At 46.9% G+C, this 24,296-nt stretch carries 27 protein-coding genes; 16 read left to right on the top strand and 11 right to left on the bottom strand.

Going from position 1 to position 24,296, the window contains the following annotated elements:
- The 11 genes from NC997_RS07360 (at position 1) to NC997_RS07310 (ending at position 9,910) form a co-directional block, all read left to right on the top strand.
- A complete protein-coding gene (locus NC997_RS07360; RefSeq protein WP_190530241.1) occupies positions 1–717 on the top strand; it encodes a DUF1963 domain-containing protein in 717 nt (238 codons plus the stop codon).
- A gap of 20 nt (positions 718–737) precedes the next feature.
- The gene (truB, locus tag NC997_RS07355; RefSeq protein ID WP_190530240.1) at positions 738–1,649 is read left to right on the top strand and encodes a tRNA pseudouridine(55) synthase TruB; all 912 of its coding nucleotides are present in this window, start codon (positions 738–740) and stop codon (positions 1,647–1,649) included.
- A gap of 365 nt (positions 1,650–2,014) precedes the next feature.
- Positions 2,015–2,581: a hypothetical protein gene (locus tag NC997_RS07350; protein ID WP_190530239.1), complete on the top strand. Its 567-nt coding sequence runs from the start codon at positions 2,015–2,017 to the stop codon at positions 2,579–2,581.
- A gap of 370 nt (positions 2,582–2,951) precedes the next feature.
- The gene (locus NC997_RS07345; protein WP_190530238.1) at positions 2,952–4,925 is read left to right on the top strand and encodes a S9 family peptidase; all 1,974 of its coding nucleotides are present in this window, start codon (positions 2,952–2,954) and stop codon (positions 4,923–4,925) included.
- Positions 4,922–5,890, top strand: a complete 969-nt coding sequence (locus tag NC997_RS07340; RefSeq protein WP_190530237.1) for a transposase — start codon at positions 4,922–4,924, stop codon at positions 5,888–5,890. The genes NC997_RS07345 and NC997_RS07340 overlap by 4 nt, the downstream gene beginning before the upstream one ends.
- A gap of 29 nt (positions 5,891–5,919) precedes the next feature.
- A complete protein-coding gene (locus NC997_RS07335) occupies positions 5,920–6,114 on the top strand; it encodes a hypothetical protein (RefSeq protein ID WP_190530236.1) in 195 nt (64 codons plus the stop codon).
- Between the two features lie 229 nt (positions 6,115–6,343).
- Complete coding sequence (locus tag NC997_RS07330) at positions 6,344–6,628, top strand: TIGR02450 family Trp-rich protein (RefSeq protein WP_190410579.1); 285 nt, start codon at positions 6,344–6,346, stop codon at positions 6,626–6,628.
- Positions 6,629–6,636: 8 nt separating this feature from the next.
- A complete protein-coding gene (locus tag NC997_RS07325; protein WP_190410578.1) occupies positions 6,637–7,485 on the top strand; it encodes an ABC transporter ATP-binding protein in 849 nt (282 codons plus the stop codon).
- 89 nt (positions 7,486–7,574) lie between these two features.
- Positions 7,575–8,063 carry an SMC-Scp complex subunit ScpB gene (scpB, locus tag NC997_RS07320; protein WP_190410904.1) on the top strand — a complete coding sequence of 163 codons (489 nt, stop codon included), beginning with the start codon at positions 7,575–7,577 and terminating at the stop codon, positions 8,061–8,063.
- Between the two features lie 141 nt (positions 8,064–8,204).
- Positions 8,205–8,561 carry a DUF760 domain-containing protein gene (locus NC997_RS07315; RefSeq protein ID WP_190530235.1) on the top strand — a complete coding sequence of 119 codons (357 nt, stop codon included), beginning with the start codon at positions 8,205–8,207 and terminating at the stop codon, positions 8,559–8,561.
- A 971-nt stretch (positions 8,562–9,532) separates the two neighbouring features.
- Positions 9,533–9,910, top strand: a complete 378-nt coding sequence (locus NC997_RS07310) for a rhodanese-like domain-containing protein (RefSeq protein WP_190439339.1) — start codon at positions 9,533–9,535, stop codon at positions 9,908–9,910.
- A 126-nt stretch (positions 9,911–10,036) separates the two neighbouring features.
- Here the strand turns inward: NC997_RS07310 and NC997_RS07305 are convergent, their stop codons facing one another.
- The 6 genes from NC997_RS07305 to NC997_RS07280 form a co-directional block, all read right to left on the bottom strand.
- Positions 10,037–10,660, bottom strand: a complete 624-nt coding sequence (locus NC997_RS07305) for a ribonuclease H-like domain-containing protein (RefSeq protein WP_190530234.1) — start codon at positions 10,658–10,660, stop codon at positions 10,037–10,039.
- A gap of 10 nt (positions 10,661–10,670) precedes the next feature.
- Positions 10,671–11,213 carry a CAP domain-containing protein gene (locus tag NC997_RS07300; RefSeq protein WP_190530233.1) on the bottom strand — a complete coding sequence of 181 codons (543 nt, stop codon included), beginning with the start codon at positions 11,211–11,213 and terminating at the stop codon, positions 10,671–10,673.
- 136 nt (positions 11,214–11,349) lie between these two features.
- On the bottom strand, positions 11,350–12,222 hold the full coding sequence (locus NC997_RS07295; RefSeq protein WP_190530232.1) for an alpha/beta hydrolase: 873 nt from the start codon (positions 12,220–12,222) through the stop codon (positions 11,350–11,352).
- A 13-nt stretch (positions 12,223–12,235) separates the two neighbouring features.
- The gene (locus NC997_RS07290) at positions 12,236–13,429 is read right to left on the bottom strand and encodes an alpha/beta hydrolase (RefSeq protein WP_347276167.1); all 1,194 of its coding nucleotides are present in this window, start codon (positions 13,427–13,429) and stop codon (positions 12,236–12,238) included.
- A 10-nt stretch (positions 13,430–13,439) separates the two neighbouring features.
- On the bottom strand, positions 13,440–14,195 hold the full coding sequence (locus NC997_RS07285) for an ABC transporter ATP-binding protein (protein WP_347276171.1): 756 nt from the start codon (positions 14,193–14,195) through the stop codon (positions 13,440–13,442).
- 112 nt (positions 14,196–14,307) lie between these two features.
- Positions 14,308–15,201 carry a branched-chain amino acid ABC transporter permease gene (locus NC997_RS07280; RefSeq protein ID WP_190410571.1) on the bottom strand — a complete coding sequence of 298 codons (894 nt, stop codon included), beginning with the start codon at positions 15,199–15,201 and terminating at the stop codon, positions 14,308–14,310.
- 116 nt (positions 15,202–15,317) lie between these two features.
- Here NC997_RS07280 and NC997_RS07275 point away from each other — a divergent pair, with 116 nt between their 5' ends.
- The 3 genes from NC997_RS07275 to NC997_RS07265 all read left to right on the top strand — a co-directional run bounded on the left by NC997_RS07275 (position 15,318) and on the right by NC997_RS07265 (position 17,720).
- The gene (locus tag NC997_RS07275) at positions 15,318–15,536 is read left to right on the top strand and encodes a hypothetical protein (RefSeq protein WP_190410570.1); all 219 of its coding nucleotides are present in this window, start codon (positions 15,318–15,320) and stop codon (positions 15,534–15,536) included.
- Positions 15,537–15,643: 107 nt separating this feature from the next.
- Entirely contained in the window at positions 15,644–15,901 is a 258-nt protein-coding gene (locus NC997_RS07270) for a cytotoxic translational repressor of toxin-antitoxin stability system (protein WP_190410569.1), read from the top strand.
- A gap of 232 nt (positions 15,902–16,133) precedes the next feature.
- Complete coding sequence (locus NC997_RS07265) at positions 16,134–17,720, top strand: glucose-6-phosphate isomerase (RefSeq protein ID WP_190530230.1); 1,587 nt, start codon at positions 16,134–16,136, stop codon at positions 17,718–17,720.
- Between the two features lie 298 nt (positions 17,721–18,018).
- Here the strand turns inward: NC997_RS07265 and NC997_RS07260 are convergent, their stop codons facing one another.
- Positions 18,019–18,690, bottom strand: coding sequence for a 2OG-Fe dioxygenase family protein (locus tag NC997_RS07260; protein WP_190410567.1), 672 nt, complete (start codon positions 18,688–18,690; stop codon positions 18,019–18,021).
- A gap of 220 nt (positions 18,691–18,910) precedes the next feature.
- Complete coding sequence (locus tag NC997_RS07255) at positions 18,911–19,672, bottom strand: aldolase/citrate lyase family protein (protein ID WP_190425211.1); 762 nt, start codon at positions 19,670–19,672, stop codon at positions 18,911–18,913.
- A 95-nt stretch (positions 19,673–19,767) separates the two neighbouring features.
- Here NC997_RS07255 and NC997_RS07250 point away from each other — a divergent pair, with 95 nt between their 5' ends.
- Positions 19,768–20,433: a response regulator transcription factor gene (locus tag NC997_RS07250; RefSeq protein ID WP_190410902.1), complete on the top strand. Its 666-nt coding sequence runs from the start codon at positions 19,768–19,770 to the stop codon at positions 20,431–20,433.
- A 39-nt stretch (positions 20,434–20,472) separates the two neighbouring features.
- Here NC997_RS07250 and NC997_RS07245 read toward each other — a convergent pair whose 3' ends face one another.
- The gene (locus NC997_RS07245; protein WP_190530229.1) at positions 20,473–20,949 is read right to left on the bottom strand and encodes a low molecular weight protein-tyrosine-phosphatase; all 477 of its coding nucleotides are present in this window, start codon (positions 20,947–20,949) and stop codon (positions 20,473–20,475) included.
- 329 nt (positions 20,950–21,278) lie between these two features.
- Here NC997_RS07245 and NC997_RS07240 point away from each other — a divergent pair, with 329 nt between their 5' ends.
- On the top strand, positions 21,279–22,649 hold the full coding sequence (locus NC997_RS07240; protein ID WP_190530228.1) for an SGNH/GDSL hydrolase family protein: 1,371 nt from the start codon (positions 21,279–21,281) through the stop codon (positions 22,647–22,649).
- 217 nt (positions 22,650–22,866) lie between these two features.
- Here the strand turns inward: NC997_RS07240 and NC997_RS07235 are convergent, their stop codons facing one another.
- Together NC997_RS07235 and murB are read right to left on the bottom strand one after the other, a co-directional pair.
- Complete coding sequence (locus NC997_RS07235) at positions 22,867–23,205, bottom strand: YbaB/EbfC family nucleoid-associated protein (protein WP_190530227.1); 339 nt, start codon at positions 23,203–23,205, stop codon at positions 22,867–22,869.
- 73 nt (positions 23,206–23,278) lie between these two features.
- Positions 23,279–24,259, bottom strand: a complete 981-nt coding sequence (gene murB / locus NC997_RS07230) for a UDP-N-acetylmuramate dehydrogenase (protein WP_190530226.1) — start codon at positions 24,257–24,259, stop codon at positions 23,279–23,281.
- Between the last annotated feature and the right edge of the window lie 37 nt (positions 24,260–24,296).

Raw genomic sequence — 24,296 nt, 5'->3', positions numbered from 1 at the left:
ATGCAATCGGATGATTTGAAATTAACTCAACTAAAACAAAAACTAAGCAGTGCTAGGCGTTCGGCTTGGAAACCTATCGTTCAAGAAGGTGATGGAGACTTAACTGCATCAAAATTTGCTGGAAAACCCTGGCTGAGTGCCGATGAGACTTGGCCTATTTGCCCTAATTGTCAAAAGCCAATGCAGCTATTTCTGCAACTGAATCTTGAGCAGTTGCCTGAAAGCTTGAATGGAAAGTTTGGTAGTGGTTTATTACAATTTTTTTATTGTACTAGCTACAACGAGCCTCTTTGCGAGGTTGATTGTGAGGTTGTGAGAATTATTCAACCAAACAGCACACCATCAGAGATGGACATACCAGAAATAGAAGATTTATTTCCTGCTAAGTTAATTACGGGATGGGAAGAAAGGGATGAGTACCCTGACAGGCAAGAGATAAAGCTAGATAACTATACAATAGATAATAAAGCTTTTGATATTGTCTATCAGCGCCCTCCAAGAGAAGACAAGTTAGCTGGTTGGCCTAGTTGGGTACAAGATCCTGAATATCCAAATTGTCCAACTTGTAACCACGAAATGAATCAATTCATTTTTCAAATTGATTCAGGAGATACTAACAATAATATTCTTTATAACTGGGGTGATATGGGAGCAGCATATCTCGTACAATGCCCAGAGCATAAGGAACAAGTTGCTTTTCTGTGGCAGTGCCACTAATTAAAAACTTATAGGATTAAATGCAAGGACTTTTAAACTTAAACAAACCTGTTGGATTCACTTCTCACGATTGTGTCGCTAAGGTGCGAAAACTCTTGCGCCTCAAGCGCGTGGGACACGCGGGAACTTTAGATCCGGCTGCGACTGGCGTGTTACCAATTGCCCTGGGCAAGGCGACGCGGCTGTTGCAATATCTGCGGCAGGATAAGGCTTATCGGGGGACGATTCGACTGGGGGTAAGGACGACGACTGATGACTTGGAAGGAGAAATTATCAGCGCCCATCCAGTACCAGGATTAACCTTAGAACAAGTGCAAGCAGCCTTAAAGAAATTTGAGGGCAAAATTCAGCAAGTGCCGCCAAATTATAGTGCCATTCAAGTTGAGGGAAAACGCCTGTACGATAGGGCACGGGCGGGGGAAATTATTGAAGTTCCAGCGCGAGAGGTGGAAGTTTATAAGCTAGAAATATTGGAGTGGAGAGAAGGAGATTTTCCCGAATTAGATGTAGCGATCGCTTGTGGCCCTGGAACTTATATTAGAGCGATCGCCCGCGATTTAGGTTCGGCGTGTGCAACCGGCGGCACCCTTGCCGCCTTGACTCGCACTGAGAGTAGCGGTTTCCAGATAGCAGATAGTCTGACTTTTGAAGAATTGGAAGAACAGCTCAAACAAGGAACGTTCCACCCAATTCTAGCGTCGGCAGCTTTGGGGCATCTCCCAGCTGTCACCTTACAAGCAACAGACGCTAAAGCCTGGTGCCAAGGTCAGCGCATTCCTTTTCGCCCCCTTTCCTTTCCTGCCTTGACGGACGCTGAAGAGGGAAAGTTGCGGCTGAACGATGAAGAGGGTCGTTTTTTGGGCATAGGCTGCCTGCTTGCCTCAGAAACTGGCTATCTACTCGTTCCTCTGATGGTATTTGAGCCACTTTGAGCCATATTTAGAGGAACACCCGCTTTCTCGCGTGCGCGATCGCTGCGATGCCTCTGCGAGCCGGTCGTCAGGATAATCGTTTTAGAGTTAGAACTGGCAGCATGATAGCCGTGTGCGAACGACTTGGCTGCGTTTGGAGAAAATTTCGGATGCGATCGCTAAAATCAACGTTAATTTATATTGCAATTATTCTTGGATTTATTTCGAGCTACGCGAACAAATCATCGGCTCAAGATTCCGATTTCGCCACTTTAAGCCGAGAAATTATTAGCAGACTGAATGGAAATTGTCAGGGTTCTACGCAAGTTAGCTATCAATCCCAGAAACTAACCTCACCGAATGGGATCAATTCAATTTATCTGAATATGAATATTCGGAGAGTTGGTCAAGCCAACAGTCGGGCAAACAATAACTTGTTGATAAAATGTAATCCCAATACTGCTGATAAAATTCTTGGAGAATTAGTGATTGAAAAGGATGGACTATCGAGTACAACAAGGCTGGGAGATATTCTGGGCTTAAGTAACAATATTCATAACTACGTTATTGCTAATCCAGTCTCTTTCTCCCCGGATGATAGATATTTAGTGTTAAGATTAGATGTTTTTGATGGATTAAATAATTCTTGGGTTAATCATTTAGTTTTAGACACTCTTAATCGCTATAAAATATTGGCTTTTTCTAATTGTGAAGGATTTGAAAGCAATTCCTATTTAGGATTTATTTCATCTTCTGAGATAGTTTTTGCCTGCGAGAATCCTAGCGAACCAGGCCCTATAGAGGTCTTTAATTTCCAAAAAAGATCGCGGCAGAAGATTTCCACCCGGAAACCTTCAAGGGAATTAGTAAAAATTTTTGACAAAGTTCGTTCTTACGGCTCAGTTTCTTCAGGATTTACCATCGTCAACGAGCAGCAGTTTCCTCCTCAATAGAAGTTAAGCCGTTGGATCTAAAATCTTACTAGAGTTTTTTAGGGCTATAGAGTTTGTATAGCAGACCTAAATAATTCGTGAAGGCGAGATCCCCGACTTCTTAGAGAAGTCGGGGATCTGAAACCCTGGCATCTCAAAACTTAAATATAATTGCGATAAATATGCAACATTTCGCATTTTCAAAAAGTTTCTGTCTGCCCCAAAATTACTGAATCCTTAGCTTGGATTCAAAGATACTGAAACCCAACTCTTCTGCTGGGTTAAAGAACGAAAACTAACTGACAAAACTCCAGTAATCTAATACTCGGAAGATAGTAATTTAGCCCTAAAGTGGATACATTCATCAATATTTGGTTGTAGAAGTAAAAACATGACCCAAGCACAAGTAGCACCTTATGGTTCCTGGAAATCGCCCATCACCTCTAACTTAATTGTTTCTGAAACGATTGGAGTGGGGCAGATTGCCTTTGATGGCGAGGATGTTTACTGGATTGAGGGGCGACCCGCAGAAGCGGGACGGAGTGTGATTGTGCGACGTACCCCAGAGGGGAAAACCATTGATGTCACCCCACCTCCCTTTAACGTCCGAACCCGCGTCAATGAATACGGCGGCGGTGCCTTCTGCGTCGCTGATGGCACTATTTATTTTTCTAATTTTGCGGATCAGCGCCTTTATCGGCAGACTCCAGGTGCAGAATCGCAACCGCTGACACCAGAAGGAAGCTTCTGCTATGCGGATGGAATAATTGACCGGAAACAGCGGCGGTTGTATGTTGTGCGCGAAGACCACACCACAGGCGATCGCGAACCAGTCAATACCTTAGTTAGCATCAACTTGGAAGATGGGGACGATATTCGGGTGCTGGTGTCTGGAAACGACTTTTATTCATCTCCACGCCTCAGTCCTGACGGTTCTCAACTGGCTTGGTTAACTTGGAATCATCCAAATCTGCCGTGGGATGGAACGGAATTATGGGTCGCAAAGATAACAGCGGATGGTTCCTTGGCTGAAAGCCAACGGGTTGCTGGTGGCGTTGATGAGTCTATTTTTCAGCCAGAATGGTCGCCGGATGGCATTTTACACTTTGTTAGCGATCGCAGTGGCTGGTGGAATCTCTACAGATGGCAATCTCGATCCTCCCTAACCTCCCTTAAAAAGGGGGAAAAAGAGGTTGAACCGCTGTGCGAGATGGAGGCTGAATTTGGGCTTCCGCAGTGGGTTTTTGGGATGTCTACCTATGCCTTTGAATCTGAAGAACGCATTATCTGCACCTATACTCAGCGAGGCATTTGGCATTTGGCGAGCCTCGACACGGAGACAGGACTGGAGCAAATTGAGACGGATTACACTGAGATTTCGTCTCTCAAAGCCTCTGGGGGTCGTGTGGGATTCATTGCTGGCTCACCGACCAAATTTAGCTCGATTATCCAAATGGATATGGCGACGCGGCAAATAGAAGTGTTGCAGCGATCGAGCCAGTTAGAAATTGACTCTGGGTATTTGTCTGTTCCGCAACCGATTGAATTTCCGACCGAGAACGGATTAACCGCTCACGGCTTCTTCTATCCGCCCCAAAATCGCGACTATACAGCACCCGATGGTGAGTTGCCGCCCTTGGTCGTCAAAAGCCACGGAGGACCGACAGCAGCCACCTCTAGCCAGCTGAACTTGCGGATTCAATACTGGACAAGTCGCGGATTTGCTTCTCTAGATGTCAATTATGGCGGCAGCACCGGCTATGGACGCGCCTACCATCAGCGGCTGGATGGGCAGTGGGGGATTGTGGATGTGGATGATTGCGTGAATGGGGCGCGGTATCTGGCCCAACAAGGCTTGGTGGATGGAAACCGGATGGCGATCGCCGGTGGTAGTGCGGGTGGCTACACGACGCTGTGCGCCCTGACTTTCCGCGATGTCTTCAAGGCAGGTGCGAGTTACTACGGCGTCAGCGACTTAGAGGCGCTGGTCAGAGATACCCACAAATTTGAATCGCGCTATCTGGATCGGCTGATTGGCCCTTACCCACAGCGGCAAGATATTTATCAAGAGCGATCGCCTATTTACTTTACGGAGAATCTCTCTTGTCCGGTCATTTTCTTTCAAGGGCTAGAAGATAAAGTTGTCCCACCCAACCAAGCAGAAATGATGCTAGAGGCCCTACGTGCCAAAGGGTTGCCCGTTGCTTATGTTCCTTTTGAGGGCGAACAACACGGTTTTCGCCGTTCGGAGAATATTAAACGCGCCATTGATGGGGAATTTTACTTTTATTCTCGCGTCTTCCGGTTTGAGCTTGCCGATCCAGTGGAGCCAGTTGCGATCGCTAATCTTGACCCTGAAGCATGACCAACCCTCAGGCTGATTACGATAGCCCTTGGAAGGAAGCCTTGGAGATTTATTTTACCGACTTCATGGCTTTCTTCTTCCCGCAAGCTTATGCTGACATTAACTGGTCGCAGGGCTACGAATTTCTCGACACCGAACTGCAACAAGTCGTCCGCGATGCAGAACTGGGGCGGCGTCGGGTCGATAAACTGGTAAAAGTCTGGCGACAAAACGGCGAAGAAACCTGGGTACTGATTCACATCGAAGTTCAAAGCAAAGTTGATACTAATTTTGCTGAGCGGATGTATGTCTATAATTACCGGCTTTTTGACCGATATCGACGGCAAGTTGCCAGCTTAGCCGTGTTGGCAGACGAGCAAGCGTCATGGCGTCCGCAGAGTTACGGCTATGAAATTTGGGGCGCAAGAGTTAGTTTGCTATTTCCCACTGTCAAGCTGTTGGACTATGAAGCCCAGTGGCAAAGTTTAGAGCAAAGCACCAATCCTTTTGCCGTCATCATCATGGCTCATCTGAAAGCGCAAACGACGCGCCGCAATCCCGAAGGGCGGTTAGAGTGGAAATTGAGCCTAGTTCGAGGGCTATATGAACGAGGTTACAGCCGGGAAAACATCCTAGAGTTGTTCCGGTTAATTGAATGGATGATGGTGTTACCAGAGGAATTACAGTTTGGGTTTGAAGAAACACTAAGTCGTTACGAGGAGGAAAGAAGAATGCCCTTTATCACGCCAATTGAGCGCAGAGGCATCCGCAAGGGAATCGTACAGAATTCTAGAGAGAATGTCATCGAAGTTTTGGAGACACGGTTTGAAACGGTGCCCAGCTCGATTGCTGAGAGTATCAATAATCTCGAAGATTCGGCAGTGCTAAAACAGCTTCTGAAGCGGGCAATTACCATTAGCTCCTTGGAAGAATTCCAACAAGCGATCGCCCAGCTTACCTCTCAGGAAGAATCGGGAACAGTCTAAAATTACAATTTTTAAACGGAGATGAATTCATGCCTGAAGAACCCATATTCAACATTAACGAAGAAATGTATGAGACGCTGCTAGAATTCCAGCAGCAAATTGAAGTAGGCGAAGTCGAATCACCAGCGGAAACCACACAAGAACAAGAGAATCTCGACACGGCTAGAGAATCTCTAGAAAATGTTTACTTGGCTGAGAGTGATTCAAAACACCCTCTTGAGTAAAGCCAGTAGTAGGATGCGATCGCGCTTGTGAGGGATGGGAAGAGCGAACCGACAGGTCGGCGCTTCGCTATCGCATCCTTCACTTCTTCATTCGTCTCGTCTGTTGCGTGCGTAAAATCAAGAGCAAATTGTCCTGATGATGCCGTGCAATAAATCTAATTCAGAAGTGCCAAAAATCTAGCAACATGATTTAGTATTTTTTGTTGAAAAATATTTTATTAAATAGAAAATGCAGAAAAAACAAAAATTTCCCTACTTAGTTGGTTCCAAATGGACAGCCCAGCAAAAAACGTGGGGATGGCGACATTTTCAGGTAGTGAATCGCAAAAACCAAGGCAAGTTTGTTTTTGCAGAAATGGTTGCTTCCTGTGACCCAAATGTGCGTTTCTGGATTAACGCCAAGCTGCTAAAAAATCCCTCCCAGTGGCAAGCAGGCTGGCAATCTTTGCAAGAAATGGAGGAAAAGGAAAATAGCGAATTAAATATTGAAAGTCCAATCATTTCTAATTTTTAATAATTCCTATGACTGCTGTTTCCCTTGAGAACGTCCGCAAACTCTACAACAAAATCCCTGTCGTCAACGACCTCTCCTTTACGATTAAATCTGGAGAGATGTTTGGACTCCTTGGCCCTAACGGTGCAGGGAAATCTACGACAATTCGGATGCTAACCACATTGACAAAACCCAGTGAAGGTCAAATTGAGGTCGCTGGATATGATGTGGTACGACAACCTTTGCAGGTAAAACAAAATATTGGGGTGGTATTGCAACAAATCAGCGTGGATGCCGATTTGACGGTTTGGGAAAATATGGAACTGCATGGGCGGATGCACCATATTCCCCAGCACCAGCGACAGCAGGACATCGATCGATGGCTGGAATACGTGGAACTGGTAGACAGGCGAGATAGCCTGGTAAAAACCCTTTCAGGTGGCATGAAGCGCCGATTGCAGATTGCCAGAGCCTTATTGCATCAACCTTCTATTCTTTTTTTGGATGAGCCAACGGTGGGATTAGACCCGCAAACGCGCCGCCGTCTCTGGGAAATTATCCGAGATTTGAATAAGCAAGGGATGACGATGCTGCTGACGACGCATTACATGGATGAGGTGGAATATTTGTGCGATCGCATTGGTATCATGGATGCCGGTCAATTGATTGAGCTTGGCACCTTGCAACAGCTGCGCTCTAAACACGGCGAAGGGTTGGTGATGAAACAACAAGGAGATCGCTGGGAATACAAATTCTTCCCCAATCTGGAACAAGCCAACGCTTATCTTGACGCTGCACCGGATAAAACTGGTATGATGGTTCGCCCGTCCAATCTAGAAGATATTTTCGTTGAACTCACAGGACGCCAGCTAGACTAACCCATTTAGTCATTCGTCTTTTATTCAGAGTCTCTTCCCCATGACGAATGACGAATGACGAATGACTGACTAATGACGAATGACTAATGATGCCTCGCCTCGCCTCGAAAATTGAAGCCATTCTTTATCTCAAGGGTAAGCCGATCTCGGTTAGCGAAATTGCCGAATATGCTGAATGCGATCGCGATAACGCCGAAGATGCCCTGATTGAACTCATGACTGACTATGCCCACCGGGATAGCGCCCTAGAAGTGGTGGAAACGCCTGAAGGCTTTACCTTACAATTGCGCTCGCCCTTTCAAGGTTTGGTAGAGGCGTTAGTGCCGCTAGACTTAGGCGTGGGAGCCTTAAGGACGCTGGCAGCGATCGCCCTCAAAGGCCCCATTACCCAATCTGAGTTGGTCGATTTGCGCGGTTCGGGAGCTTATCAGCACGTCCAGGAACTTGTCGAACTGGGTTTTATCCGCAAGCGCCGACAAGCCGATGGTCGTTCCTACTGGTTACAGGTTACGGAAAAATTTCATCAATATTTTGAAGTCGAACAACTCCCCCAACTGACTCAGCAGGATGTACCGTAAAACCAGCCATTTGGTGTTTCACAGAGCATATTTTTCAAAAAATCTCTCTATCGGCTTACATTTGATAACCAATAGTATGGAGTAGCCAAACAACACAATCGTTTACAGTAGAAGGAAAGCTACTCAAATCTTTTTATTCCAATGGTGTTTAACCCTGAATTGTTCGACCGCGAGCCTGAAGATGCACAAGTCAATCAGCTCCTCCAATATATTCAGCACCAATCTCCAGAAGTTTTAGCGCGAGTTGCCAAATCTGTTACGCCGGACATTAAGCAAATCGTCTCGCAGAACGTTCAGGGGCTGGTGGGAATGCTTCCCTCAGAGAATTTTAACGTTCAAATTACGACCGACAGAGAAAATTTAGCAGGTCTATTGGCATCAGCCATGATGACTGGCTATTTCTTACGCCAGCTTGAACAACGGATGCAGCTGGATGAATCGTTGACTGGTTCTTCCCTGTCTCACAAACCTTCTAACGGCGAAAAATTCGCTGATTAAATTTAGTCAAATTCTCAGCGATATGTCATCTGCGATCGCAATTCTGTCTCTAGCTCAAGAGAGGATATTGTTTCGATGAGAAGTTATCGCCTATTTTTGGCATTTTAGGCGATCGCTTCGGTTAAAGTTGCTCGTTCCATTACCAACTTGCGATTGCATAGTTGGCAACTAGCCAATTGGCTTCCTGTTTCAGGGAATTTCCCATTTGAACCTAAAAATAGTCTTAGCCGCCAGCCGCAAAAGCAGCCAATATCAAAATTGACAGTAAAAGACCCGGACTAAGCATCAGCGCTAAGGTTAACAGTTCATTGAATTCCATTTTCTTGCACCACTACTAAAGCTCATCTAATCGATAGCGATTCTAACACGGCAATCGTTTCTTCAGAAGCAATAAGCAGAATAAATTATGATTTCAAAATGTAATGAATTAGCTAGATTAAATATTTGAAATTTAATCTAGCTAATTCATTACATTCTCTTCCTGCAATTCCCGAAACCTAACCCGGCTCCCCAAGCCTGGTTGGATTACTTTATGATGAGACGGATTTGACAGGGAACATTTTTACTTAATGCCAGTCCTGAAACACCTTATATTTTAAATCTTATTACAGCCATTTTCTATCAAGCATTTTTGCCTGATTTGCAGTTAAAGCTTTCAGTTCATTGAAAAAAATTTCCTATAGTTTTGTCAAAATGCCTTCGGTAAAGGTTATTTTGCGTTTAATACGATTGAAAGTTCTCAGAAAATAAATTTTAAAAAATACTTAGTAATCAGCCAATACAGGAAAACAAAATCTTAGATTTTTTCTACCATTTATCGTCAAAGCTAATGATTATACTTTCTAAGTAATTTCACCTATACAAATAGGCATAAATTCCCCCAAGTGTAAATACTTTATCTATAAAAATTTGCAAATGTTAAAAATTATTGTTAAATTTCAGGGAACGCCATAGAAGAATGATACCCAGCGATGAATAAGTTCTTTTGGATTATTCCGTCACCGCCAACGCTGCAAGCCCAATCTCGTGTTTATGACCTGAAAGCGCGGCTAGACTGGGGTGAACCGGCTTTGACGATTATTGATGTAAGCGATCGCAGCCAATTTAATATTAGCCACATCATGGGAGCCATCCCCATGCCGATGAACGAATTAGTCGATCGCGCCCTCACCAAATTGGAACTCACCCGTGATATTTACATTTACGGTGAAACCGATGAAGAAACCGCAGTTGGTGCTACAAAACTGCGTGCGGCTGGCTATCAACAAGTGTCTGAAATCAGAGGGGGGGTAGCGGCGTGGAAAGCAGTAGGTTTTCCAGTTGAGACGATTCTGACTGCTAGCTGTTAATAAATTGTGAACCAGTAATCGCTAATAGATGAGAAACGTAGATTTAACCGCTATTTCTTGCGTAGGGGTATGGCATTACCATGTCCCTAGAGGACGTGAATTTTATAAGTTATTGTATCCACGTTTTTAGTGTTCAAAAATATCCTTATATTGCAGCAAATCCAAAGTCACAATCGTGGGCAAACATTCAAAACATTGCTGAGCAACTTCCCACCGCCCTTCGCGTTGCAGCATTGCAATTAGTTTTTGTCGCACGCTGAGTAGATAACGAACATCATTCGCTGCATAGCGGAGTTGTTCTTCGGATAAGTTTGCAGCATTTCCCCAGTCTGAACTTTGAGCCGTTTTGTCAAGTTCTACCTTCTCTAGCTCTTGCACCAACTCCTTTAAACCGTGGCGGGAAGTATAGGTGCGAGCAAGCTTGCTGGCAATTTTAGTACAAAAAATTGGAGTTACATGGATGCCTAAATTTTGCCGTAGTTGGGCAACATCGAAACGGGCAAAGTGAAATAGTTTTAGGACATCGGTTGCTTCCATCAGTTGTTTTAAATTGGGAGCGTCTATCTGTCCTTTAGCAATTCGCACGACTGTAACGCGGTTTTGGGAGTCGCACAGCTGCACCAAGCATAAGCGATCGCGTTGGGGTATCAATCCCATTGTTTCCGTATCCACTGCGATCGCTGACTCTTGCAGATACTGAGACAATATCTCCTCGGAAAGGTCGCGATCGTATACTTGAAAATCTTCCAATTCTCTCTCCTTAGCGGCGTTTAATGAATATTTGAGTTAAGTAATACTCGCCCTTTGCGTTCTTGGCAACACCTACCCCAGTTAAATCATACTGACCTTGAATATTTTTCAGATGACCGGGGCTTTTTAGCCAACCTTCTACTGCTTGCTTGGCTGGATCGCTAAAGCCTTGATTGTATGCCACATTTTCAGATGCACCGCCATAAGAAATTGATTTACCAATTGCCTTCGCTCGCTGCTCAAATCCATTATGGCTGAAAGGAACCGCACCATTTGCCATTGCCTGACTGTGTGCCCTTGCCTCTTTGCTAATTCGAGGATCTAGCGTCAGAGGTGGCAAATTTTGGGACTTTCGATATTGGTTGATGAGTTCGTGAGTATACTCTTCCAAGGTTAGGAAATTACTAGAGGAACTAGGCGTGGGGCTTGGGGTAGCTGGTGATGTTTCATCTGGCGAAATTTCACCATCAGGGCTAGGGATCAAATCGCAGCCTCCAGCACCAACAGCCAGGACAAGCATTCCGAAAACAAGCCCCGCAGCTAATTTTTGCATGAGTTCTGGATATATTTGAGAATCAATTTGGCAATTTTTTTAGGATGAGAATATAAATTTTCACTGTAGCAATTCTATTTTTTGTCAGCCATCTCTTCAGAGCCCCGCCTCCTTTAAAAAGGCCGGGATCTCGCCTTCACGTTGCCAAGAATTCATACAGGGCAAGATAAGTTTCTTCTGGCGCTTCTTCGGGTAGAAAGTGACCGCAATTGATAGCCTTACCGCGTACATCAATTGCGCGATCGCGCCAGGTTTCTAAAACATCATATTTGCGCCCAATAATTCCTTTTCCGCCCCAAAGAGCTAGCACCGGACAGAGAATTTTTTTCTCCATATCTAGGTTATCGTGCTCTAGATCGATGGTAGCAGCGGCGCGATAATCTTCGCAGGTGGCATGAATCGCAGCGCGATCGCTAAAGCACCGAATATACTCAGCCAAGGCTTCCGGAACAAAGGCAGAAAAATCTTGACTCCATCTTTCTAAACAGGTGCGGAGGTAATATTCAGGATTAGCGCCAATCAAGGTTTCGGGTAAGCCATCGGGTTGAATGAGAAAAAACCAGTGGTAGTAAGCCGTGGCAAAATCTCGATCGGTCGTCGCGTACATTTTATGAGTAGGCGCGATATCTAATAATGCCAGTTTCTTAACTCGGTTAGGATGATCGAGTGCCATGCGATGAGCGACTCGTGCGCCCCTGTCATGACCGGCTACATAAAATTCTTCATAACCTAATTTTGACATCACCTCGACTTGATCTTGCGCGATCGCTCGTTTTGAATAATTTCGATGATCTGGTTCGCCTTCCGGTTTAGAGCTGTCGCCGTAGCCTCTCAAATCCGGTGCCACTACTGTAAAATTCTCGGCGAGACGAGGTGCTATTTTATGCCACATGACGTGGGTTTGAGGATAGCCGTGCAGCAACAGTAGTGCAGGGCCAGATCCCGCCTTGACTAAATTGATTCTTGCTTCAGGGGTATCAATTTTAGTCACATCAAAATTAGCGAACATAGTCATTTTTGAATTAACGCAGTGCCCAATCTAAAAATCGCTCAGTATGATAGAGCGCTAACTGGTTGCTCAGCCCCTGGAAGACAGCATCAAAAGCGTGTTCAGCCCAAGGAATTTCCAGCAAAACCGATGTATTTCCATCTGCAAGCAGCCGTTGGTGCATTTGCTGGATAAATTTTAATTGCACTAGATTATCGCGGCTTCCATGTACAAATAAAGTTGGTGGTAGCGATCGCCTAACATAACTAATCGGTGAGGCAAGACGATACCGATCGGGCATGGTCGCAGGCGTTCCCCCCATAAATGTTTCTAAAACCGCTCGCGTATCGATGGGATCGGGGCGTGGCGGGTTGGCATAGCCTCCAGGCAGATCCACTGGGCCATAATAGCTAACCACTGCTTTTACAGGCAGTGCATCCGGCTCATAAGCCGCTAACATTGCCAAATGTCCGCCAGCGGAACGTCCTACGATGGCAATCCGTTCGGGATCGGCCTCGTACTCGGCGGCGTGTTGGTGGATGAAAGCTAAGGCAGCACGCACGTCATCTAGCTGCGCGGGAAAACGGTAGCGCGGCGTGTGTCGGTAATCGATGGCAAAGACACTATAGCCCCTCGCCGCCATATAACGGCTGAAATCAGCGTTTTGGGTTGGGTCGCCGCTCCGCCATGCCCCAGCGTAGATGATAATTAGCGCTGGATAATTGCCAACTTGCGGCGGTCGGTAAAGATCCATGCTCAAGGGGACACCATCTGGTTGTGAAAAGACGATGCCAGAGGTATAACGACTCTCACCGGGATTGATGCCTCGAAACACATCAGCTAGCACGAACGGTTGTTCGCGCATCCCTGTTTGCTGACGATTAGGCAAAATTCCCCTATAGTCTCCGAGACCCTCTTGCATTGCCACGGCTAGATGCTGTTGTGTCGCTGGCATCTGTAACAGTGGCAAAACACTCAAAAGCAGTGCTAGCAAACTAGCAGCCAAAGCTAAAAATTGCCACGGAGTGCGACGGATCGTTACCAGCACCAACAGACTTGCGATCGCGTTTAGCACCACCAACCAAGGACTGACTTCTGGTGCCCCTACCCCTAATGGCAGTAGGGACATCGTGGGCGCTGGAACCACAATCCAGGAACTCAAGAAAAGTGCCGCGCCACTCAAGAGCAAAACTAACGTCTGGGTAATTACTGCTAACCAATGAGACACAATCGCTGCTCTATTGCCCCAGGTAAGCTTCTAAGACTTGTGGATTGCGCTGAATTTCAATCGGAGTCCCCACAGCAAGATTGCGACCTTCAGCGACAACCCAGACCTTGTCGCACAAAGACATGATTACGTCCATATTGTGTTCAATAATCAAAAAGGTCATGCCCTCCTGATTCCATTGGGTGATGTAGTCGCAAATTTGTCTAATCAGCGTCGGATTCACCCCAGCCGCCGGTTCATCCAATAAGATCAGCTTTGGCTGCGTCATCAGCGCCCGTGCCATTTCCAGCAGCTTGCGTTGCCCTCCAGAGAGCGCCCCGGCGTAATCCTGCGCCTTCGCTGCCAACCCCACTGATTCCAGCAACATCATCGCTCTTTCTCGCTGCTGCCGTTCTTCCTTCGCCACCAGATGGGGTTGAAACCAAACTTTCCAAAAGTTTTCCCCCGTCTGTTTTTGAGCTGCCAGCAGCATATTTTCCATGACCGAAAGCCGCGATAGCACCCGCGCTACCTGAAATGTACGAACCATTCCCATCTGAGCAATTTGATACGGCTGCAACGAATGAATCGGTTCGCCGTCAAAAATCACCCGCCCTTTGTCTGGATGAATGAAGTTTGATAGGAGATTAAATAGCGTCGTTTTGCCAGCACCATTCGGGCCAATCAGTCCCGTGATACTGCCTTGCGGTACCGTAATCTCGACATTATCGACAGCCCGAACTCCGCCGAAGCTTTTACAGAGTCCGCTGGCAGCGAGTAAAGCGATTTCTGAAAGTCGGGGTTTTGGGTCTGCTTCGACTAAATCGGGGCTTTCTTCGAGATGCTTGCCGCCCCCATTTAAAGACCCCTCAGACAACCGATTGGGCGGAATGTGCGAGTTATTTGCCAAGGGTCAGTTCCTCTTTTTTCCCTAAGATACCTTGTGGACGCCAAACCATCAGCACCATCAGGATTAAACCAATCACCATGATTCTAAATGCCCCTTCCCGCGAGGCATCCAGTTGCACCAACTGAGGTAAGTAAAAGCGAGTCAAACTATCGTAACCCCAGAAAATCACCGCCCCCAGGATTGTGCCCACGTTGTTACCCGCACCGCCCAAGACAACAATCGTCCAAGCGTAGAAAGTCGTCAGTGGCTCAAAGTTATTCGGGTAAACCGTTGTCGTCTGCCATGCCAAAAAAGCCCCAGCGACTCCGGCGATCGCGCCTCCCAGCATGAAAGATTGTAATTTGTACCAAAAGACATTTTTTCCTAATGCTTTAGGAATTTGCTCATCTTCTCGAATCGCTTTTAGCACTCGACCCCAAGGCGATCGCACCAACGTCTCCAGCAGCCAAAACGTCAACCCCAATACCAGCAGCGACAACACCATCAAACCAAGCTTATCTCCTGGTGGCAAGGCATATCCATATACCCCAAACGATCCTTGCCGAAATTCTTTGCCCATTGGCAATGGCTGATTATTGACAACTAAACGGAGCAATTCGGAAACGCCGATGGTCACGATTGCTAAGTAATCCTCGCGCAACCGTAGAGTTGATAATCCGATTAACAGTCCTAGCAGCGCTGCTAAAACAGCACCGATAGCCACCCCGAAAATTAGGGGAACCCCCTGCAAGCTCAACAACACTGTGGTGTATGCACCGACTGTCATAAAGGCAATATGCCCAAAATTAATCAGTCCGGTGAAGCCCCACTGTAAATTTAAACCCAAGCTAAACAGGGCAAAAATTGTCGTAGAAATTGTCAAAAAGATGAGATAGCCAACCATGCCACGCTTGTGAGACTCAATAAACTATAAACTCTAAGCTCTAAGCTTTAGATTGTCCAAGATCCCTCTAACAAGAAGGCTCTAGGGAATGTTACGTTGTTCGCCAGTGTTTAATTATGAATTTTCTCAGAGGTCGATTACAACGCTTAACTGCTCAGCTACCCGATTTAATCGATCAACTCGCTGATGACAACTTGGATGACGCCTGGAAAGTTCTACAACAGATTTATTATGACCTGTATATGCTCAAAGCCATCCAAGAGTCGAAGCATACCGTACAGCCGGGGGAAACCCTAACCCGCGAAGAAGCTCTCCGGATGTTGCACTTCCCCTAAGTTTTCCCCTGTTCGTCGGCTGAATCAAGGGGTAAAAATCGCTTTTAGTCAAATTTCGCAGTAAAAAGAAAAAGTATCTGCCATTTGGAGTAAGAGCCAGTTGCCCTGTGAAACTAGAAGTGCGCTATGCCCGGTCTTTTCTGCGAGACCTGAAGAACTTAGAATACGCAGCTAGAGAGCGGATATATGAATTTGTCTTTGAGGAGTTCATGCGGATCGAGCGAATTACCGATTTGCCGGAACTCCGGGGAATCGGGTCTGATAGTATCTTCTACCGCTTTACGATAGATGACTATCTGATTGCGATTGAAGTGACCGGGCATCTTGTTAAATTTCTGCGGGTTCTGCCCAAACCGCGTCTTTAAGAGGCTTTCGAGTTGAAAGCCGGTCGTTGTAAGACCGAATAGAGCGGTCTAATGAATTTTCCTGGCTATCTCAGATAAATCTAGCTGTACAGGACTCTAAAGCAATTCTGAATCTCAATTTGGGGTGGGAGAATTACCCAATTAACGAATTGACAGGCTAATTCGTCAAAAGTGATGCTGAAGCTTACCTTAAACTTGTGTTGACTGGAAACACGCTTATTGAGATTTACTTATGGATGCTGCTGCACTTTGGCAACGTTACCAAGAATGGCTCTACTACCATGAGGGGTTAGACTTTTACCTCGATGTCAGCCGGATGCGGTTTGATAGTGAGTTTGTCGAGGCGATGCAGCCGAGGTTTGAGAAGGCGTTTCAGGAGATGGAGGCACTGGAGGGAGGCGCGATCGCAAACCCTGATGAAAACCGCATGGTAGGTCACTACTGGCTGCGCGACCCGGATTTAGCGCCCACTCCGGAAATCAAACAACAGATTGTCCAAACTTTAGAGCAGATTGAAGCGTTTGCCCAAAAAATCCACAGTGGCGAAATTCATCCACCCAACGCTCCAAAGTTTACCGATATTGTTTCCATCGGTATCGGCGGATCGGCACTCGGTCCCCAATTTGTCGCCCAAGCGATCGCCCCAGACTTCCCGCCCCTCGCCATCCACTTCATTGACAACACCGATCCGGCGGGCATTGACCGTATCCTCTCCCAGCTCAAAGATCGGCTGAACAGCACCCTCGTCTTAGTCATCTCCAAATCAGGGGGAACGCCAGAACCCCGCAATGGCATGGTAGAAGTGCAAAAAGCCTTCGCTGAGCAGAATCTGAACTTTTCCCCTCAAGCTGTTGCCATCACTGGGGAAGGCAGCAAATTAGATCGGCAGGCAAACTCAGAAGGCTGGTTGGCAACCTTCCCAATGGAAGATTGGGTGGGAGGCCGTACCTCGGAGCTATCAGCGGTAGGATTGCTCCCAGCCGCCTTGCAGGGAATCGATATCCGCGCTATGCTTGCCGGTGCCAAAGAAATGGACACTGCCACTCGCCTGCCCCAAGTCAAGAAAAATCCAGCCGCACTACTGGCGATGAGCTGGTACTTCGCCGGAAATGGCAAGGGCGAAAAAGATATGGTGGTGTTGCCCTACAAAGACAGCCTGCTGTTATTCAGCCGCTATTTGCAACAGTTAGTCATGGAATCTTTGGGCAAAGAAAAAGACCTTGACGGAAATATCGTCTACCAAGGGATTGCTGTTTATGGCAACAAAGGCTCAACCGACCAGCACGCTTACGTGCAGCAGTTGCGAGAGGGCGTCCCGAATTTCTTCCTGACTTTCATTGAAGTCTTAAAAGACCGGCAGGGTAACTCCCCCTTCGTCGAGCCGGAAGTCACATCCGGCGACTATCTCTCTGGTTTACTCCAGGGAACCCGACAAGCTTTGTATGAAAACCAGCGGGATTCTGTCACCGTGACGATTCCTCAGGTAAATCCCCGCATGGTAGGTGCCTTAATTGCTTTGTATGACCGGGCTGTTGGACTTTATGGGTTCCTGGTCAATATCAATGCTTATCACCAGCCAGGGGTAGAAGCGGGGAAAAAGGCTGCCGCCGCCATTCTCGACTTGCAAAGACGAGTTTTGCAGGCAGTACAAGAGGAAGGCGCTCCCCTTTCTTTGACTGAGTTGGCTCAGAAAGCGGGTGCCTCCGATCAAATTGAGGCAATCTACAAAATTCTGCGCCACCTTGATGCCAATCAGCGGAGCGTTGTTTTACAAGGCAATTTGGGCGAACCCAGCAGTTTGAGGGTTTCCGCCATTTAAATGGCTCTAATTATCATAAATTTGGCATTTTAGAGCGAAGACAAAGCTTCAACTCAAAGGATGCTGAATACGGCTCTAATCAAGGAAATTGAGATCTGTCCGCTAGCTTCTGCAAACAGGGGAGTGGCTAAGTTTTACATCCCCTAAGTTTAAGTAGGGGCACAGCAATGCCGTGCCCCTATGGCTAATACGAAAGTTTAGAGACTCTACCTCCCAATGCCGAGACGCTCGTGCAAGCTCCTCAAAGCAGGAACTAAAAAAGCACAGCTAAAACTGAGAAATTCAATCCTTCTCCTTCTTAATTTGTCAATAAGCTGGGGCAAGTCAGAACAAATACGTCCCTTGTTCCTTCACCATGAAATAGTGGCTGAATGGGAGTTGTATAGTGAAAAAATTCCCGATCGTTGACTAATAGCAGTTCGCCCGGATGAAGAACTTTAGAAAAAACCGGGTCATGCTTTTTGGATTTGTAGAGATGGGTTTCTCCACCTTGAATATTTTCCCGCCCTACAGAAAATATGCCGACAAAATCAGTCCCATCCCGATGAATCCCTTCAGGGGCAGGGTTTCCATAATTATCTGGCGAACAGGTCGTTCTAATTTGATGAACTCCTATTTCAACAGCTTCTGGGTCGAGTTGGCAGTAATCAATAAATGCCAAAACAAGTTTTTTGAAATCTTCAAGCTTCGTAATGGCATCATCTAGTTCGGCATACTCTCGCTTGATGTCGCCGACTAATGGATTGTATTGCTTGCTTTGAAACAAGTAACCATGCGGTAGTTTGACTAAGTCATTTCCAAATACTTTGAACCGAGATAATCTTCTGAAACGATAATTATTCTTGATGTAAGGGTCAACAGGAAGATCGCTAAAGAATGGCTTAAAACCTTCTATTTTTACGGAATGGACTTTGTGTAAGGTAAACATCATGGCATAAGCCAAATCCGTCGATCCCGGTAGCGTTTGCATCGCTTTTTCTCCAGTACGCTTCGATCCCCAGTTTTCCTTCCTACTTCAGGAAGGCTATTCTTTAAGCATAAACTTAGAATTTTTGATTTGGTTGTTTATGATACAAAATTAATACAAATTTTTGATAAAGATTCCCTCCCAATGACTCAGTGAAATGTAAAAATTTAGATATAGTTTTACATATTTCTTCCTTCTCTGGGATTTTACTGAACTGGCAGCCTTAAGTTCGCACTGCTTTTACCAAAGCCTCGCACGCTCGCAGGAAAATACCGACATCCACACCGAGAGTTATGTACTGAACTCCGGCATCAATCCACTGCTTCGCTGTTTCAGGATTATCGGCAAATGTGCCCGCAGATTTCCCAGCCTTGCGAATCGTGGTAACGCATTTTTGCATCAGCTCAATTACCTGCGAGTCTTGCACTTGCCCCGGAATGCCCAAAGACTGCGACAAGTCATAAGGACCGAGGAAAATGACATCAATGTGGGGCACGCTGACAATTTCTTCAATATTTTCGACGCCGCGAATCCCTTCGACGTGAACGACAATCAGAGATTCTTCGTTGAGCTGATTTGTAATTTGCGTCCCTGCTGCTGCGTACACGCCAGCACGGGTGTAAAATGAAAGTCCGCGCGAACCAAGAGGGCTATATTTGGCACCACGCACAACATCCGCTGCGTCGGACTGAGTTTCTATCTGAGGCACTTGAACACCGGCACTGCCGATGTCCAGTGCCCGTTGAATTTGCGGTGCGTCGTTCTTGCGGATGCGTACAATCGGTGCCAATCCCACGCAGTCGGCTGCACGGCACAGGTCTTCGGCAACCAGTGTGTTGAGGGCACCGTGTTCCATGTCAATCACGGCAAAGTCAAATCCTGCGTGTCCGCAGATTTCTATAAATGCCGGATAGGCGCAGTTGATGAACGGGCCGAGGACAACCTCACCCCGCTTGAGTTTCCGTTTCAGTTGATTTTCACGCATTGGTCAGTTTTCACCTTAAGAGGCAGAACAGTGTTCCCACTTTTAGGATGGACTTGACCTATTCTAGGGGTTATGTACGCTCTTCCTCTGTGCCCATGCCTTTGCTCATCGTGGTTGCCGATGACGATCCAGGAATTCGGCTTTCTATATGCGATTATCTGGAAATGTCTGGCTACTCAGTTATTACAGCTGAGGATGGTCAAGCAGCTCTCAGTTTAGTTGAGTCATATCATCCTCATTTGCTGGTAACAGACATTATGATGCCCCGGATGGATGGCTATGAACTGGTGCGGCGTCTCCGTCAACGCCCAGCGTTTCGTCTATTACCAGTAATTTTCTTAACGGAGCGTGCAACGACCTCAGAACGGATTCGGGGCTACCAATTAGGCTGCGATCTGTATCTGCCCAAGCCGTTTGAGTTGGATGAGTTGGGGGCCGTGATTCGCAATCTTTTAGAGCGATCGCAGATGATTCAAGTCGAATGGCGATCGCTGATTCATGCTGTTGCCACACCAGAGAAGGAAGTGGAAGCTCCTGGGCTTCCCCAACATACTCCTTCAAACTCATTCAACCTAACTCAGCGAGAACAGGAAGTTCTCGATTTACTCACTAAGGGTTTATCTAACGCCGACATCGGCAACGAGTTGCACCTCAGTCCTCGGACGGTGGAAAAGCACGTCAGCAACCTGCTGAGAAAAACGGAAACTAGCAACCGAGCCGAACTGGTGCGTTTTGCCTTAGAGCATCATCTAGTGGAATAGTCAATTGCTAATGGCTAATTATTGAATCGAATTAGCCCATTAGCGATTAGCCTGACTAACGTGTTGTAGCAGACCCTCACAGGCATCTAAAAGTAAATCGATGACTTGGTTAAACCCCTCCGGACCACCGTAGTAGGGGTCAGGAACCTCAGTCGCAGTATGGCGGGTGCAAAAGTCACACATCAGCCGCACCTTGTCCCGATACTGCCCTGATGGGTCAAGGGAGAGGATATCGCGGTAATTCTCCCGATCCATTGCCAGAATCAGGTCAAAGTCCTCAAAGTCAGACCTTTGAAACTGCCGCGCTTGACCTTGGAGTTTAATTTTTTTGTGTCCTGCGGCTACTCCCATGCGTCGGTCGGGGGAACGACCAATGTGATAACCAGCTGTACCGGCAGAATCGCAGATGATCCGTTCCTCTAAGTTTGCTTGCTCAATCAAATGGTTCATGATGTTTTCTGCCGCAGGCGACCGGCAAATATTGCCCAAGCAAACGAATAATAACTTGTAGGACATTTGATGCTAAGATGTCTAGTTTTGTACGTTTAATGATTGATACACTTCCCCATTCACAAGTCTCTAATTCCGCACCAGCATTAGAGGAAAGCCAATCGGTATAACTCATTAATCATAAGTGGTCATCTACCCTGGTGTTAAGTTTAGCAACGAAATTGCTGCATACTGGGATCGCAGTGGGATAACGAATGCCGGGATTGAGTTAATCTTTACTTTTGTTATTCTGCTTGACTCCACCGGCAACTCATGAAAGCGAAAGGCAAGCATTTAATCATCCTTTTTTGCCTTTTACTTCCTTTGTTCGTTGGTCATTTGAGGTTCATTACTTGATGTTTAAAAAGTCCCGCTACAAACCTTATCAAAAACGCCGCCAGCCGCCTTCGCTCCTCATCCTACTCCTAGCTTTGCCCCTCATTTTGATTCTCTTGGAACTGCTTGCACGGGTTGCTGTGAGCGTTGCGGGCAAAAATGCTGAATTGGCAGCCTATGAAGGTGAACCGACAGAAGTTACCGCCTACCGCCTTAAATTCCTCGATCAAAACCAGCAAACCTACGGGGGTTTACCGAATTCTGGGCGTCTGGTTGCCAAACGGCGTTTATCAGTGGGATATCAGCTGGCAGGAAATCAACAGAGCAAATTCTGGCGCATTAACGAACAGGGTTTTCGTGATGACCAGCCGGTTTCTCAAGCGAAACCCAAAGATGAAATTCGGATTTTCATTTTGGGCGGTTCTACAGCTTTTGGTCAAATGAGTTCCAATAACGCAACCACGTTTGCCCATAAGCTCGAAGGTAGTCTGAATATACGGGTAAAGCAGCAGAAAGCTTCTCCAGAGAAATTTCGCCCGGATTTCTTGCCCTACTACAAGCCAGAACGGGTGAAAGCACTCGCCTTGCCGCTACGGATTCGGGAAGGCAACTATCGTGTCATTAACGCGGCGGTTCCTGGTTATACTTCGGGGAACGAACTGGCTGGGCTTGCCCTCCAGATTTTGCCTTACCAGCCTGATGCGATTGTGGTTTTGAACGGGTATGCAGATTTAATGCTACCCAGCACTGAAAATGAAACGGATATCCCTTATATAGAAAACTTTCTGAACAATGCAGCAGGGCATCTGTGGTTTGAGCTGACTCAGGACATGAATCGCTGGCTCAATCAAACCTATTTAGTGAAAGCAACACAGTATTGGGTGTTAAAACCACAACCATCTGTGGACCAGCTGACGATGGCAGTGAGTGAGGAAAGCGTCCCTTTAGCACAACGTCTGCCAGCTAACACCACTGAGTTGGAGCGTCGGGTCAAGCGTTATCAAAATCACCAGACACAGATGGTTCGTCTGACAGCAGCGGCGCAGATTCCATTGGTTTTGGTAGTTCAGCCAGAAATTACGGGGCGCTCAACCAATAATCTTTCTCTTAGAGAACGTGAGCTTTTAAGCGAACTCGGTTCAACCTACACCCAGCGAGTGCAAGCCGGTTACGGACAAATAGACACAAAGACTGGGCAGTTACAGAGAAGTTTTCCGGAAAATGTGAAAGTGCTGAATTTTTACAAGCTTTACCAGAATTTCCCAGGTCAGGCTTTTTCAGACGCCATTCACTTGACGGATGAAGCCAATACAGTGCTGGCAGATCGGCTCTACAAAACATTTTTGGAGTTACCAAGGCTACAGATACAGCCAGCAAAGCAGCCGCAATAGGCAGAAGAGCCAGGGAGCAGAGGAGAGAAAAAGTAGTGTAGAGCCAAATTCTCCTCTATCCCTGAAGTTATTATGCGTATCTTATAAAGATTGCTAAACCTAGGAAATATTCCCGCAGTTTTGCCTGCTAGCCGTCTCTCTACGATAAGTAGGTGGCAGGCGAGAAGCCTGCCTAAGAAGAGCGGCAGATATTGATGCCTGGGAAATCCCTTAAGGGTTACAGTGGCAGGTCGAGTCCACTGGTGAGGTCTTCCATCCGCTGTCGCATTGTTGCGGTGGATTTTTCGTAGGCATCTTTCATTGCCGCTGTTACAAGTTCAGCTAGAGCATCTGCTCCCTGATTGTAGGCGTCTGCTGAAATTTCTACCCGCAGAGGTTCTTGATTGCCGCTGAGGAAAACCTTAACGCTTCCACCGCTACTCTCTCCCCCAATCTCCATTTGCTCCAATTCTTCTTGGAGCCTTTTGGCACCTTCTTGAACCTGCTGGGCTTTTTTAAAAGCTTCGGCTAGTTCTTTCATTTTGCCTAAGCCAAAGCCAAATCCTTTCTGTGTCATAACTATTAATGCCGTATGCGATAGACTTGCAAGCCAATTTCAATCTTAGTATCCCTGGCGTCTGGCGACACCTTTAAGCAGGCTGAAACTCACCTAAGATTTTCACTTCTGGTTCTAAGCACAGAGACCAATGCTGTTCCACTTGCTGCTGAACATAGCGAATCAAATGGAAAATATCGCTTGCTTTAGCACCGCCACAGTTGAGGATAAAGTTGGCATGGCGTTGGGCGACTTGGGCACCGCCAATCTGGTAGCCTTTGAGTCCGGTTTGTTCGATCAACCAGGCAGCTTTGTGAGAATCGGGATTGCGGAAAACGCTGCCGCAACTTGGCAAATGGTAGGGTTGAGTGGTTCGCCGTTGCTCTAGATGTTTGGCAGTTGTTGCCATAACTTGAGCTGGGTCGGCTCCCGGTTCGAGTTGGAAGGTTGCCTGTGTCACCAAGCGATCGCCTCCTTGCAGAATTGAGGTGCGGTAGGCAAATCCCAGTTGTTGTGGTGTCAAAATCTCAGCTTTTCCGCTGGGTGAGAGGGCTTGGACGTTGACTAAAATATCAGCGGTACAGCTGGTGTGAGCGCCTGCATTCATCACCACTGCGCCGCCGACTGTACCGGGGATGCCAACAGCCCATTCCAACCCTTGCCAACCGCGTTCTGCTGCCTGCCATGCGAGGCGGGCGATGGGTTCTCCGGCACCTGCACTCACCTGACCCGTTTCGGGGTCGAAGCTGGTGTGGCGGAGATGGCGAGTACAGATGGCTAAACCGGGAAGACCTTTATCGCTCACCAGTAAGTTTGAACCGGCTCCCAAGAGGGTGATCGACAATTCTTGATACCGCGCCCACTCAAAACTAGCTTGCAGTTCTTCGGTACGGCGGGGAGCTACATACCATTCGGCTGGTCCTCCCACTCGAAAAGAGGTCAGGCTGGAGAGGGGAGCTTGCGATCGCACAATACAATCGGTTCCTGGTAGGTAAAGCGGGGAAGAAGACTTGGTGGATTTTTTCTGGGGGGAAGAAGCGTTTACAACGCTGGCTGGATCATAAGAGAGAGTCATATCAATTCACAAATTTGAATGCCGAGACAGCTGAGGC

This window comes from Trichocoleus sp. DQ-A2, assembly GCF_039961915.1.
Taxonomy (GTDB): Bacteria; Cyanobacteriota; Cyanobacteriia; order Cyanobacteriales; family FACHB-T130; genus FACHB-T130.
The sequence above is the reverse complement of the archived record's forward strand: the minus strand, read 5'-3'. Positions and strand labels throughout refer to the sequence as shown.